This window comes from Alkalihalobacillus sp. BA299 (assembly GCF_017745675.1).
Classification (GTDB): Bacteria; Bacillota; Bacilli; order Bacillales; family Bacillaceae_F; genus Alkalihalobacterium.
The window spans coordinates 146090-160369 of record NZ_JAFLJM010000013.1 but is presented as its reverse complement, the minus strand read 5'-3'; the positions used below and the strand labels follow the sequence as shown (position 1 = coordinate 160369).

Genomic DNA, 14280 nt, shown 5'->3' with positions numbered 1-14280 from the left:
TGGACTGAACCGCAGGAGATAAAGGAAACACGGAGAAGCGCTAGCGATCCGATGTTGACTTATCGTACGGCGGTGAAGGAAGTCTCACTAGTCGGTGGCCGCTGCAGCTAGACATGAAAAGCGGAAGGTGTCGCTTATCGGCGACAAGCGCTGGAGGGCCAGCAATTAGTGTCCTGACTTTTGGACACGTTTGATGGACCGAAGCGACCTCGAGCCGATGACACCTGCAGCTAGACAAGAAAAGCGGAAGGTGTCTGCTTATATTTAGTCATAATATGAAAACCCTGACGATATTCCTTCTACTAAACGTACAAAAAGAAAGGGAAGAAGCTGATGATTTCACATTTTCAATGGAAAGAACTTCGTAATAACCTCGTTCGTCAAGAATGGGAATTTTCATTCTTTTATAAGGGGAACTATTTTCGTGGCATGTATTACAAAAATGGGGCGATTGAGTGGTCTGAAACGACTCCAACAGAAGCGGAAAAAAAGCAATTAGAAATGCAAGTCCACGATTTATTTTTATATCATGTTTACGAGGAACATTAACCTAGTCAATTAACCGTTAATTTAAAAAGAAAAATTATATGAACATCAAGAAAAGCGCAAGGTGTCTGCTTATCGGCGACAAGCGCTGGAGGGTCAGCAATTAGTGTCTTGACTTTTAGACACGCTTGATGGACCGAAGCGACCTCGAGCCGATGACACCTGAAGCTAGACATCCTCGAAATTTAAACTATCTTATTCTTCAAAAAAATCGCATTGGATTTCAACTTCCAATGCGATTTTTGACGTTTATTATCTTTTTCACTCCAAAAGGTTTTAGAGAATGAATAACCTTAATAGAAACTTCAAAAGTTAATACTAAAGGAGGGATAAAAGTTGAGTAAAGATCAAAATAAGGATAAATATGAAAATGCTAATGAAGACCGTGCAAATTACTTTATGGATGTCGATCGAATGATTAACGAAGGACTCGGTGGCGGTACCGTCAGTATGAATTATAATTCGGGTGAAATTGAAGAAGCACGCGACCTCGTTGAAGAAGATCCACCGTACCATTCTGAAGAAACGAAATAAGGAGAAGGAGCTTCGGCTCTTTCTTTTTTTTGGTACAATAAAGCATAGTACAGTCATTTATAGAAATAAGGGAGTATTCATATGATTAATGAACTTGAACATCGTTTTGGATCCGCTTTTTACTTAAACTACCAATCCTCTTTACCTAATCATATTAAGTGGTATCTCACTCCTCAAGGTGAGATATTTGGAATTGATTTGACCGAAGTAAGCAGTAATGATATTGCACTGTTAGACATTATCTTAGAGCCAGCAAAAATTCAACCTGTTGAATTGAATGTAAAAGAAAAACAGTGGCTGAATTATTTAACAACATCGGATGAAAAAGAGCCTTTGGTTGATTCAAAACATTTCCGATTTATTCATTTTCATACGAGTCAGGAAATCGACAACATCGCAGAATTGAATCATATTTTTTTTAATAGCTTCTCTGATCACCAAATCATTATTATCTGGAAAAATAACGAAGAAGGACTCATTGTAGAATTATTTAATGATCAACCAATTGAAACTGACAATTTTGAGGAGTTAAGTGCCGCATTAACCTCTGACTTTTTTATTAACATCCATTTTTTTATAGGATCAAAGCTTGCAAGCATTACAACAGCAAGAGAACAATATGCTTGGGAAGATCAATGTTTCGCTGTAATTAAAAGCTTATCAACATCAAACCAAGTCATCTATTACTATGAAGCAACACCATATATGCTCCTCCAACATGTCCCTTTAGAAGACCTAAGAAAGATTTCGAGTCATCTAATAAAGGAAGTGAAGTTAGATAAAGAACTAATTAAAACGATTCAAGTTTATTTTAAAAATAACTTGAACACTTCTCTTGCCGCGAAAGAATTATTTATGCATCGAAATACACTACAATATCGAATTGATAAATTTATTGAAAAAACAGGAATCGACATTAAACATTTTGACCAAGCAGTATCGGTTTACCTTGCACTTCTTATTTATCAAACTCTCTAATTGGTGCACCTTGCACAATAGAGAGTTTATTTTTTTGTTCACGCTGCCAATTGTTCGTCCTAATGAAAGGGGTTACAATTAACTTACTTAATAAGAACTTGGAGGGAATAAAAAATGGCTGAAATTAAATTAGATCATGTGTATAAAATTTATGATGGTGATGTAACTGCCGTAACAGATTTTAACTTAGATATTAAAGATAAAGAATTCATCGTATTTGTTGGTCCATCTGGTTGTGGTAAATCAACAACTTTACGGATGATCGCAGGACTAGAAGACATCTCAAAAGGTGATCTTTTTATTGGCGAAAAACGTATGAATGATGTAGCACCAAAAGATCGCGACATCGCAATGGTATTCCAAAACTATGCACTATATCCTCACATGAATGTTTATGATAATATGGCATTCGGTTTGAAATTACGTAAATTTAAAAAAGACGAGATTGACCGTCGTGTAAAGGAAGCAGCTAAAATTCTAGGTTTAGAAGAAATGCTTGATCGTAAACCGAAGGCTATGTCAGGTGGACAACGTCAACGTGTTGCCCTTGGTCGTGCTATCGTACGTGATCCACAAGTATTCTTAATGGATGAGCCATTATCGAATTTAGATGCAAAACTTCGTGTACAAATGCGTGCAGAAATAACTAAGCTTCACCAACGTTTACAAACAACTACGATTTATGTTACACATGACCAAACCGAAGCAATGACGATGGCTACACGAATCGTTATTATGAAGGATGGTGTTATTCAACAAGTTGGAACACCAAAAGAAGTATATGACAACCCTGAAAATATTTTTGTTGGCGGCTTTATTGGATCACCTGCTATGAACTTTATTAGTGGTCGTATCGAAGGTGAATTTTTCAAACTAAATGACATATCTGTTCGTATTCCTCAAGGGAAATTAAAAACATTAAAAGATCAAGGATTTATCAATAAAGATGTTATTTTAGGAATTCGTCCAGAAGATATTCATGATGAACTTCTTTTTATCGAATCATCACCGGAATCAAAAGTAACAGTTAAAATTGATGTTGCCGAGCTACTTGGAGCTGAAACTATTTTATATTCCAAGCTAGGTGATCAAGATGTTGTTGCCCGTATCGATTCACGTACTGATATTCAAAGTGGACAAAACATTGATGTCGCATTCGATATGAATAAAGTTCACTTTTTTAACCCTGAAACAGAACAACGCATCCACTAAAATTGGCAGGTAAACGTTAAAATTAAAACACGAAAAAGCACACCAACTACTTTTATGTTCGTGTGCTTTTTCAATTCCCATTCCTATCATTTCATGTTTTATTATTGAATATCAACGTATTACCAAGGAAAGTTAATGCTGATCCATAAGTTAAAATAAGAGAACTAAAAGTGCTAATAGTACAATGAGCTAGGAACACTTATTAGTCAACCTCACTTTGTTACCATTCACCCACAAGCATAATTGAGTTTGAGCCACAGTTTGGACAAGTTAAAGTGTGTGGACATTGATTGTTTTTATAGTCATTTGAAATTCCGTCTTCTTTTTTCATACCGTCAATATCTTCATAAGCACTATAATCATCAAAGTAATCCATTAACCTACCTTTATCTTCTAAAGAACATCCACAACGTTCACAAGCTGCTCTAATTACTTCCAATCCATTACAAATAGGGCAAATGTGATCCATTTCATTAGCTCCTTAAGAGTGTGTGTCGTTTTTCTAAGAAAAGCGCAAGCGCCCGTTTACCGACGTAAGGACTGGACTGAACCGCAGGAGATAAAGGAAACACGTTGAACGTTAGTGAGGCGATGTTGACTTATCGTACGGAGGTGAAGGAAGTCTCGCTAGTCGGTGGGCGCTGTAGCTAGACATCATCTGAAAAGTTATACTTTTTTGTCTTCTTAAAAAGAAGAGATGGATATCCACCTCTTCCTTAGCCAAATATATTATTGTTGTTGAAAACCACTCATTTGTTGTTCAGCCATTTGAACTAAACGTTTTGTAATTTCGCCACCTACTGAACCGTTTGCACGAGAAGTAGCATCAGGACCAAGTTGAACACCAAACTCTTGAGCAATCTCATACTTCATTTGGTCTAGCGCTTGTTGTACACCAGGAACTACTAGTTGATTTGAGTTGTTGCTTCTGTTTGTTGGCATTTGTGTTCACCTCCTCTTTGTAAGCATAGTATGTTTCAATTGGACAAGTCTATGTACCAATCTTTATTAGTAATTTTAGGTAAATTTTTTGTAAAAAATGAATAAAAACTACTCGATAAAAATAAGGTTTTAAGCCTTTTTCCTTAATTCATTTATTTCCGTAAGAGCTTGTGGATTTTCAAGAGACGAAAGATCCCCTGCATCTTTGTTTAAATAAGCTGCTTTTATGGCTCTGCGCATTACCTTTGCGTTTCTTGTCTTCGGTAAATCTTTTACAAAATAAATTTCTTGCGGTTTTAAGGCTTTTCCCATCTTATCAGCAACGAGTTGAAATAGCTCAGCTTTTAATTGGTCTACTTGTTTTTCTTCTTTATTTAACACAACAAAACAAACAGCAACTTCTCCCTTGATATCATCCGGAACACCAATAGTTCCTGCTTCTACGACATTCGGGTGCTCCACTAGTACTGACTCAATTTCTGCTGGACCTAGACGTTTTCCAGCAACATTTAAAATATCATCAGATCGCCCAGTAATGGTCCAATAACCTTCAGTGTCCTTGATTACCCAATCACCATGAACCCAAACGTCCTTCCACCTGCTCCAATACGCTTCTTCATAACGTTCTGGCTCTTTCCAAAAACCTTTAGTCATTCCTACCCACGGTTGTTTAATTACGAGTTCCCCCACTTCATTTAAAACAGGGGTTCCATTTTCATTAAAAACATCTACATCCATGCCTGGAAGAGGAGAATTAAATGTGATTGGACCAATCGCACGAACTAAAACATTCCCTAAAATACCACCAGAAATTTCTGTTCCTCCAGAATAATTAAAAATAGGTATTTTTGAATCCCCTACTTTTTCGAAGAGCCATAACCATGGCTCAGGGTTCCACGGTTCACCGGTAGAAGCTATAACACGTAAATTACTTAAATCATGTTTTTTCGGCCACTCTTCCCCATGCTTCATCATTGAACGAATCAATGTAGGGGATATCCCTAAATGGGTGACTTGATGCTTTGCAACTACTTCCCATAAGCGGTCTGGCTTCGGGAAATCAGGTGTTCCCTCGTAGAGAAGAATTGTTGCTCCGTTCATTAATCCACCATAGACTAAAAAGGGTCCCATCATCCAGCCCATATCTGTGAACCAAAATAATGTGTCTCCTTTTTTGACATCCATTCCAATACCAGCATCAAAAGCGGCTTTAATTGGAAAGCCAGCATGTGTATGTACTGCCCCTTTAGGACGGCCTGTCGTTCCAGAAGTATAAATAAGCATTAGTGGATCGGCACTATCCATTGAAAGAGTCTCATTTAACGGTTGCTCTTTCAATATATCTTTCCAATCTACATCTTTTGTTTTATTCCAAGGAATTTCTCTTTCTAGACGGCGAAAAACGATGACTTTATCAATTGATGGAGACTTTTCAACTGCTCGATCCGCTTCTTCTTTCATCGCAACCGGACGACCTCTCCGTAAAAAGCCGTCAGCTGTTACAATCATTTTAGCTTCAGCTGCATTTAATCGTGTTGCTACCGCTTCAGTACCATATCCTGAGAAAATCGGAGAATAAATGGCCCCAATTTTTACTGCTGCCATCATCGCAATTACCGTTTCTGGTAGCATCGGCATATAAATAGCAATAACATCCCCTTTTTTTAAACCTTGCTTTTTAAACCCATTCGCAACTCGAGCAATAGCTTCTTTTAATTCGGCATAGGTATACGTTTGAACAACTCCATCTTCACTTTCCCATACGATTGCTTTAGAATCGGTTGTTTCTTCTTTTTCAGCCCAAGCTTCAACTGTATTGTAGGCAGTATTTAGCCTTCCGCCAACAAACCAATTTGGCCATTTAATACCATTCTCAAGGTTTAGCGTTTCCTTATAAGGCTCATACCAATCAATATTTAACGCTTTTTCTGCTTCTTTCCAAAACCAAGCAATATCATTAGTAGAAGCGCTCAGAAAAGCTTCATAATCTGTATAACCTAATTGCTCCATCCATTGGTAAAGACGAGTTGACTTCATCATTTCTTCTGACGGTTTCCAAGCTACACTCATGTGAAATCCTCCTTTGATATTATTTACTAAATACTTGGAAGTGCCAGACACCTTCACTACATTAAAGTGTTGAAGGTGCCTGGCATCATTTTTTATACTGGATATACAGGATGTTTACGGTGAGTGAATACTACGTATTTAGTCATATAAGCTTCAAATCGCTGCGATAACTCAGCTCGTAATGAGTTAGCTGGCACAATACCATCAATGACCATTTCAGAAGCCAATCGGTAAATATCAATATTTTCTTTATACTCTTCACGCTTTTTAGCGACAAAATCAGGACGTTCTTCTTCTGAAAGCTCTGCAATTTTATTTGCATAAACCGCGTTTACAGCAGCTTCAGGACCCATTACTGCTATTTGAGCATTCGGAAGTGCTAAGCAGCAATCTGGTTCAAATGCTGGACCAGCCATCGCATATAACCCAGCTCCATAAGCCTTTCGGACAATAATTGAAATCTTCGGTACCGTTGCTTCACTCATCGCTGAAATCATTTTTGCCCCATGGCGAATAATTCCAGCACGTTCTACTTTCGTACCAATCATAAATCCAGGAATATCTGCTAAGAATAGTAACGGAATATTATAAGCATCACATAGGTTAATAAACTTAGCTGCTTTATCCGCTGAATCGTGAAAAAGCACTCCACCCTTCATTCTTGGCTGGTTTGCAATAATTCCTACCGGCTGACCATTTATTCTAGCTAACCCAGTGATCAACTCTTGAGCAAACAATTTTTTAATTTCAAAAAACGTACCTTCATCAATAATACGCTGAATTAGATCATGCATATTAAATGGCGCATTTTGATTTTGCGGGATAATTTCCTCTAACGTTTTATCAAAAGCTTTTGGAGGCACTGGTTCTTTAACTGGTGCATCTTCACCAAAGTTAGCAGGGAAATAAGATAAATATTGTCTTGCCATTTCAATCGCTACTTGTTCCGTTTTCGCTAAAATGTCGCCGCAACCAGATACCGAGCAGTGCATTTTCGCACCACCCATTTCCTCTAATGTTACTTTTTCACCAATCACCATTTCAGCCATCCGCGGAGATCCTAGATACATTGAAGCGTTACCATCGACCATAATTACGATATCGCAAAATGCAGGAATATATGCTCCACCTGCAGCTGATGGCCCGAATAACAAACAAATTTGGGGAACCCGTCCTGAAAGCTTAACTTGATTGTAAAATATTCTTCCAGCTCCACGCCGTCCTGGAAACATTTCGACTTGATCCGTAATCCTGGCCCCTGCGGAGTCTACTAAATATAACATTGGTACATTTAATTTTTCTGCTGTCTCTTGAATACGAATGATTTTCTCAACAGTTCTTGATCCCCATGAACCCACTTTAATTGTTGAGTCATTTGCCATTACACAAACCATTTCACCATTAATCTTACCTATTCCAGTAACAACACCGTCTGCTGGAAGTCCTTCAGCCGTGCAATTAGCAAAAAATCCATCTTCTATGTTTAATCCGTCATCAAATAAAAGTTCAAGTCTTTCCCGAACGAATAACTTTCCTTTTGCCGCATTGTTCTCATGATATTTTACCGCGCCACCCTTTTTTATTATTTCTATTCGTTCTTGCAATTCTTCTTCAAATGACATGCTAGGTCGCCTCCTCTATTCCCCAGTATAATTAGGTATACGCTTTTCTTTAAAAGCCGTTAACCCTTCGATGCGATCCTTCGTTGGAATCGTTACTTCATATGCTTTTTGCTCAATTGCTAAACCAGTTTGTAAATCGACTTCTAATCCTTTATCAATTGCGTACTTTGCTTGTTGCAAGGCAATGGGTCCATTTTTTGCTATTTGTGAAGTAATTTCACTCACCTTTTGTTCTAAGTATTCTAATGGAACAACATACTCTACTAATCCGATTTTTTCAGCTTCAGCAGCATCTACCCGTTTTGCTGTATAGATGAGTTCTTTTGCTTTCCCTTTACCAATCAGCCTTGGGAGACGTTGCGTTCCTCCAGCACCTGGAATGATGGCAAGGGAGGTTTCTGTTAATCCTAGTTTAATGTGATCAGCAGCAATCCGAATATCGCATGCTAATGCAAGCTCAAGTCCTCCACCAAATGCACTTCCGTTCAATGCACAAATGACGGGTTGCGGGAGTGCTTCTATATCATTAATGTTTCCTCGGATAAGTGCTACTGTTTTTTTCACTTGAACGGGGTCCATCCCTGCTCGTTCTTTAAGGTCAGCTCCAGCACAAAATACTTTTTCACCTGTTGCTTTTATGACAACACAACGTACTTTGGGGTTATATTTTACTTCTTGAATAGCTTCATGTAGCTCATATAGCATTTGAAGAGATAAAGCATTTGCTGCTTCAGGACGATCAAGGGTAATTTGAGCTATTCCTGTATCATCGATCGTCAATAACACTTTTTTTTCCAACATTTAGTCCCCCTTACGATTACACTCTTGATTGGTGCTTGCTTTAGCTACTTGTAGGTTTCGACTTGGTAAAGACCGACCTACCTTTTTCTCAACCCACTGTGCAGCCTGAAGTAGGCGATCTAAATTAATACCTGTCTCAACCTGCATCTCATTAAGCATGTAAAGTAAATCTTCTGTAGCAACATTACCTGAAGCACCTGGAGCATACGGACAGCCACCTAAACCTCCTACAGCGGAATCGAATTTTGTGATCCCCATATCTAAAGAAGCTAAAATATTAGCTATGGCCGTACCTCTCGTATCGTGAAAATGCATAGCTAGCTGATTAGCAGGAAATCTTTTGAGAAGCTCTTCTAAAATGCGCTGCACTTGAGCTGGATTACCAACCCCGATCGTATCACCTAGTGACAACTCATCAATTCCCATCTCAAACAAGTTATCAGATATTTTAATGACTTGATCGATGGAAACAGCTTTTTCATACGGACAACCAAAAACCGTCGAAACATACCCTCTCGTCGTTTTTCCACTCGCTTTAGCTTCGTGTACAACATGTCGAAGGACGTTAAACGTATCGTCTATGGATTTATTAATATTTTTTTGATTATGTGTTTCACTTGCGGACATAAAAACCGCAACTTCATCGATATCGGCTTCTAACGCACGGTATAGTCCTTTTTCATTCGGCACAAGAGCAGCATATGTGATTTCTTTGTTGCGCTTGATCTTTTTTGCTACATCAACAGCATCTGCAAGTGCTGGGATCCACTTAGGATGAACGAAAGATGTGATTTCAACGTAAGAAAGCCCTGTATCGGATAGCATATTAATCCATTCGACTTTATCTTCTGTTGAAATAAAAGTCTTTTCGTTTTGCAAACCGTCTCGTGGTCCTACTTCCTTCAACGTAATCTTTTCAGGAAATTTCATAGCTTTCCTCCTCGTACCTGTACTATTCCAAAACGATTAATCCTTCACCTTCATCAACAAAGTCACCCTCTTGTTTTAACACCTCTTTAACTGTTCCGCTCACTTCGGCTACAATTGGAATTTCCATTTTCATAGATTCTAAAATAGCAATGTCTTGGCCCTCTTCCACTTGATCTCCTACTTGAACTAATAGTTTCCAAAGGTTCCCTGCCATATTTGAAATTACTTGACTCATCTTAATTCCTCCTAAATTATTTTTTGATTGGTTTATTTTGTAATTTTTCAGCTATGAAGTTTGTTGTGACATCTCCTATGATAAATGAAGGATGCTCGACAACTTGTTGAAGCATCGGTATGTTCGTTTTAATTCCTTCAACAACATAATTCTTTAGAGCTTGTTGTAAATATTCAATTGCCTCTTCCCGGTCTTCACCTTTAACGATTAACTTCGCAATCATCGGATCATAAAATGGAGTGACAACTGAGTGTTCGCTCACTGCACACTCATTTCTGACAAACGGCTGCACAGGCAATTGAAAAGCCGTTATTTTTCCTGGAGATGGGAAAAATGTTTTTGGATCTTCTGCATAAATTCGCACTTCGATTGCATGCCCATGTCTTTTTACTTCTTCCTGCTGTAATTCAAGTATTTGTCCAGAAGCAATTTTCAGCTGTTGTTCAACGAGATCTAGACCTGTTATTTCTTCAGTTACTGGATGTTCAACTTGCAATCTCGTATTCATTTCAAGAAAATAGAAATTTTTATCCTCATCAACTAAAAACTCAATTGTTCCTGCATTTTCGTATCCAATCGCTTTTGCAGCTCGAACTGCAGCTTCACCCATTTTTTTACGAGTTGCTTCATCTAAAAATGGAGAAGGTGCTTCTTCAACGACTTTTTGATGGCGTCTTTGTACTGAGCAATCTCTTTCCCAGAGATACAATGTATTTCCAGCTTGGTCCGCTAAAATTTGTATTTCGATATGGCGTGGGTTTTCTACAAATTTTTCAATATACATCGCTCCATCACCGAAGAAATCAGTCGCACGTTTTTGGTTTCCTTCATATGCTTTTTGTGCTTCTTCATCACTTCTGACTACCTGCATCCCAATACCGCCACCACCAGCAGAAGCTTTTAACATGACTGGATAGCCAATTTCATTAGCAAGTTTTACAGCTTCTTCTACATCAGCAAGTGGTCTAGTAATCCCAGGCACAACAGGAACACCTGCTTTTTCCATTGCTTTTCTTGCTTCAATTTTACTTCCCATACTTGCGATGACTTCAGGAGAAGGCCCAATAAACGTTATTCCTTCTTCCTTACATCTTTTTGCAAAGTTACTATTTTCAGATAACAATCCATATCCTGGATGAATAGCATCTACGCCTGCTTCTTTTGCTTTTTCAAGAATAACTTCCATATTCAAGTAACTTTCATTGACTCGCGGTTTTCCAATTAAATACGCTTCATCAGCTTGTTTCACATGGAGTGATTCTGCATCGGCTTCAGAATAAACGGCTACAGTTTGAATTCCTAAACGTTGGCACGTACGAATAATACGTAATGCAATTTCTCCACGGTTCGCTATTAATACCTTTTGAAACAATGGCCTCACCTCTTTAATCATTTAATAAGCTAGTAAAGGAAATGACTGAAGAACCTCCTTTTCGACAAGGTTCTTCAGTATTTGATAACGCTTTCAAAATATTAAACTTCTGTTGACTCGGAAATACTAAAACTGTCCAATGCCATTTCACGAAGTTTGAATTTTTGAATTTTTCCAGACGCCGTCATCGGATACTCTGAAACAAATTCAATGTAGCGAGGAATCTTATACCGAGAAATTTTCCCTTCACAATAATTACGTATTTCGTCAGGAGTAGCCGTTTCTCCTTCTTTTAATACAATCCAAGCCGAAACTTCTTCTCCATATTTTGGATCAGGTACTCCAACTACCTGTACATCTAATACTTTTGGGTGCTGATATAAAAATTCTTCAATTTCACGAGGATAAATGTTCTCCCCACCCCGAATGATCATATCTTTAAGACGTCCTGTAATACTGCAATACCCGTCATCATCCATAACGGCCAAATCCCCTGTATGAAGCCAACCATCTTCGGTAATTGCAGCAGCTGTTGCTTCAGGATTTTTATAGTAACCTTTCATGACATGATATCCACGTGTACAAAGTTCTCCTTGAATTCCACGAGGAACTTCCGTTTCTGTACCAGGTTGAACAATTTTCACTTCGACATTTGGTAAGGCACGGCCAACAGTTTCTACTCGACGTTCTAAAGAATCATTGACACGGGTTTGTGTAATAACTGGTGAAGATTCTGTCTGCCCATAGGCAATCGTAATCTCTGATGCCCCCATCCGGTCAATTACTGCTTTCATCACTTCAATCGGACAATTCGAACCCGCCATAATTCCCGTACGTAATGAAGATAAATTATATTTTTCAAAAGCCTTATCATTCAACTCTGCAATAAACATCGTTGGGACACCGTGTAATGCCGTACACTTTTCGTCCTGAACCGCTTCTAGAACTTGCATGGGTTCAAATTCCTGAATTGGCACCATTGTCGCTCCGACCGTTACGCATGCCATCGTCCCAAGAACACAACCAAAACAATGGAAGAATGGAACAGGGATACACATCCGGTCATTCGCTGTTAAATTCATACACTCTGCAATATTGATAGCATTATTAACTAAGTTGTTATGAGTGAGCATAACTCCTTTAGGAAATCCAGTTGTCCCAGACGTGTATTGCATATTTATTACGTCATCTGGTTCAAGTGAATTTAATCGCTTATCTAATTCTGCATCCGTCACTTGGTCCCCCATTGCTAAAATATCTGACCACAAATACATACCTGGTTTGCGGTCCTCTCCTAGAAAAATAATATTTTTCAAATAGGGAAGCTTTTTTGATTGTAATTTTCCAGGCTCTGAACTCTTCAACTCAGGAAGGATTTCATATAACATATCTGTATACGAAGCACCACGGTAAGTTTCCATTAAAATTAATGTTGTTGAATCAGATTGTTTTAGCAAGTATTCTAGTTCAGCCGTTCGATAGTTCGTATTAACTGTAACTAATACCGCGCCCATTTTTCCTGTTGCAAATTGAGAAGTTAACCACTCAGGTTTATTTGTTGACCAAATCGCTACATTCTCTCCACGTTCAACTCCAAGTTTTATTAGTCCTTTTGCAACTTGACGACATAAATCGTCAAACTGTCTATACGTGTAACGTAAACCTCGATCAGGGTAAACGACAGCCTCATGATTTGGTTGTTTTTCTGCTACCTCTTCTAGCAATCTTCCAACCGTTACATTCATTAACTCCGCCAACTCTTATTCCTCCTTTAAATATAATCACTATTACTTCTATGTTTTCTCTTACGCTTTTACTCTTGCTTTTTCACCACACCCTAAATGACGAGCGATAACTAGTCGTTGTATTTCAGATGTTCCTTCGCCTATTTCCATTAACTTTGCGTCTCGTAGCATTCTTTCTACTTCATATTCACGCATGTAACCGTACCCACCATGAATTTGGATCGCTTGATTACAAACTCGAGTAGCCATTTCAGAAGCAAACAATTTTGCATATGCTGCTTCTTTTGAGAATGGTTTCACTTGATCTTTTAACCATGCAGCTTTCATCACCATATTTCTTGCAAGTTCTATTTCCATTGCCATGTCTGCAAGCTTAAACTGGATCGCTTGGAAGTTCGAAATCGATTGCCTAAACTGTTTTCTTTCTTTTGAATATTTCAATGCTTTATCAAAAGCACCTTGAGCTATACCAACAGCTAATGCTGCAATAGAAATACGCCCTCCATCAAGTGTATATAGAAATTGCTTGAACCCTCCTTGTGGATCACCTAAAAGGTTTTCAGTCGGAACACGAACATCTTCTAATATTAGTTCAGAAGTGTTTGAACCGCGAACCCCCATCTTTTCATAATTACTATTGATTGTAAAACCAGGTGTCCCTGTTGGAACAATGATTGCTGAGATAATATTTTTACCTTTCGCATCTTTACCTGTTACAGCTGTCACAATTACAGTTCTTGCATACCCAGCGTTTGTAATCCAGCACTTTTCGCCATTAATCACATATTCATTTCCTTCAATAACAGCACGAGTTTGCGTACCACCTGCATCTGACCCAGCATTTGGTTCTGTCAGACCAAATGAACCTAATGCTTCTCCTGAAGCAAGCGGAACGAGGTGATCTTGCTTTTGCTTTTCTGTACCAAAGTAATAAATAGGACTTGCCCCTAATGAAACAGCTGCTGCATAACTTAGCCCTGTACTTCCACAAGCACGCCCGATTTCTTCAACAGCTAATGCGTAAGAAATTGTATCCCCACCAGACCCACCATACTTCTCTGGGAACAGAATACCAAGCATTCCCAATTTACCCATTTTTTTAAATGTTTCAATTGGAAATTCTGCTGTTTTATCTACATGTTCTGCTTTTGGAGCTACCTCATTTTGAGCAAAGTCCCTCACCATGTCACGGATCATTTGTTGCTCCTTCGTTAATTCAAAATTCATATTATTGGCCTCCTAAAATTCATTTTTATGAAACTGAGCAATTGTTCAACTTTTTTAGAAAAAAAG

14 protein-coding genes are annotated in these 14280 nt (G+C 38.4%); 4 read left to right on the top strand and 10 right to left on the bottom strand.

Going from position 1 to position 14280, the window contains the following annotated elements; all coding sequences use genetic code 11:
* Positions 1–333 precede the first annotated feature (333 nt).
* From J0N78_RS17375 to J0N78_RS17360, 4 genes are all read left to right on the top strand, one after another.
* Entirely contained in the window at positions 334–549 is a 216-nt protein-coding gene (locus J0N78_RS17375; RefSeq protein ID WP_209124331.1) for a DUF5342 family protein, read from the top strand.
* Between the two features lie 333 nt (positions 550–882).
* Positions 883–1080 carry a hypothetical protein gene (locus J0N78_RS17370; protein WP_209124344.1) on the top strand — a complete coding sequence of 66 codons (198 nt, stop codon included), beginning with the start codon at positions 883–885 and terminating at the stop codon, positions 1078–1080.
* Positions 1081–1161: 81 nt separating this feature from the next.
* Positions 1162–2058 (top strand): PucR family transcriptional regulator, encoded by an 897-nt coding sequence (locus J0N78_RS17365; protein ID WP_209124330.1) that lies wholly within the window; start codon positions 1162–1164, stop codon positions 2056–2058.
* 114 nt (positions 2059–2172) lie between these two features.
* Positions 2173–3270 carry an ABC transporter ATP-binding protein gene (locus J0N78_RS17360; protein ID WP_209124329.1) on the top strand — a complete coding sequence of 366 codons (1098 nt, stop codon included), beginning with the start codon at positions 2173–2175 and terminating at the stop codon, positions 3268–3270.
* Between the two features lie 220 nt (positions 3271–3490).
* Here the strand turns inward: J0N78_RS17360 and J0N78_RS17355 are convergent, their stop codons facing one another.
* From J0N78_RS17355 to J0N78_RS17310, 10 genes are all read right to left on the bottom strand, one after another.
* Positions 3491–3739, bottom strand: coding sequence for a hypothetical protein (locus tag J0N78_RS17355; protein ID WP_209124328.1), 249 nt, complete (start codon positions 3737–3739; stop codon positions 3491–3493).
* A 260-nt stretch (positions 3740–3999) separates the two neighbouring features.
* On the bottom strand, positions 4000–4212 hold the full coding sequence (locus J0N78_RS17350; protein ID WP_075387538.1) for an alpha/beta-type small acid-soluble spore protein: 213 nt from the start codon (positions 4210–4212) through the stop codon (positions 4000–4002).
* Positions 4213–4341: 129 nt separating this feature from the next.
* On the bottom strand, positions 4342–6282 hold the full coding sequence (locus J0N78_RS17345) for an AMP-binding protein (protein ID WP_209124327.1): 1941 nt from the start codon (positions 6280–6282) through the stop codon (positions 4342–4344).
* Positions 6283–6374: 92 nt separating this feature from the next.
* A complete protein-coding gene (locus J0N78_RS17340) occupies positions 6375–7904 on the bottom strand; it encodes an acyl-CoA carboxylase subunit beta (RefSeq protein WP_209124326.1) in 1530 nt (509 codons plus the stop codon).
* A gap of 15 nt (positions 7905–7919) precedes the next feature.
* A complete protein-coding gene (locus tag J0N78_RS17335) occupies positions 7920–8702 on the bottom strand; it encodes an enoyl-CoA hydratase (RefSeq protein WP_209124325.1) in 783 nt (260 codons plus the stop codon).
* 3 nt (positions 8703–8705) lie between these two features.
* Complete coding sequence (locus J0N78_RS17330) at positions 8706–9635, bottom strand: hydroxymethylglutaryl-CoA lyase (RefSeq protein ID WP_209124324.1); 930 nt, start codon at positions 9633–9635, stop codon at positions 8706–8708.
* A 22-nt stretch (positions 9636–9657) separates the two neighbouring features.
* Entirely contained in the window at positions 9658–9870 is a 213-nt protein-coding gene (locus J0N78_RS17325; RefSeq protein ID WP_209124323.1) for an acetyl-CoA carboxylase biotin carboxyl carrier protein subunit, read from the bottom strand.
* 16 nt (positions 9871–9886) lie between these two features.
* Complete coding sequence (gene accC / locus J0N78_RS17320) at positions 9887–11242, bottom strand: acetyl-CoA carboxylase biotin carboxylase subunit (RefSeq protein ID WP_209124322.1); 1356 nt, start codon at positions 11240–11242, stop codon at positions 9887–9889.
* Positions 11243–11343: 101 nt separating this feature from the next.
* The gene (locus J0N78_RS17315; protein WP_209124341.1) at positions 11344–12987 is read right to left on the bottom strand and encodes an AMP-binding protein; all 1644 of its coding nucleotides are present in this window, start codon (positions 12985–12987) and stop codon (positions 11344–11346) included.
* A gap of 60 nt (positions 12988–13047) precedes the next feature.
* Positions 13048–14214, bottom strand: a complete 1167-nt coding sequence (locus J0N78_RS17310) for an acyl-CoA dehydrogenase family protein (RefSeq protein WP_209124321.1) — start codon at positions 14212–14214, stop codon at positions 13048–13050.
* Between the last annotated feature and the right edge of the window lie 66 nt (positions 14215–14280).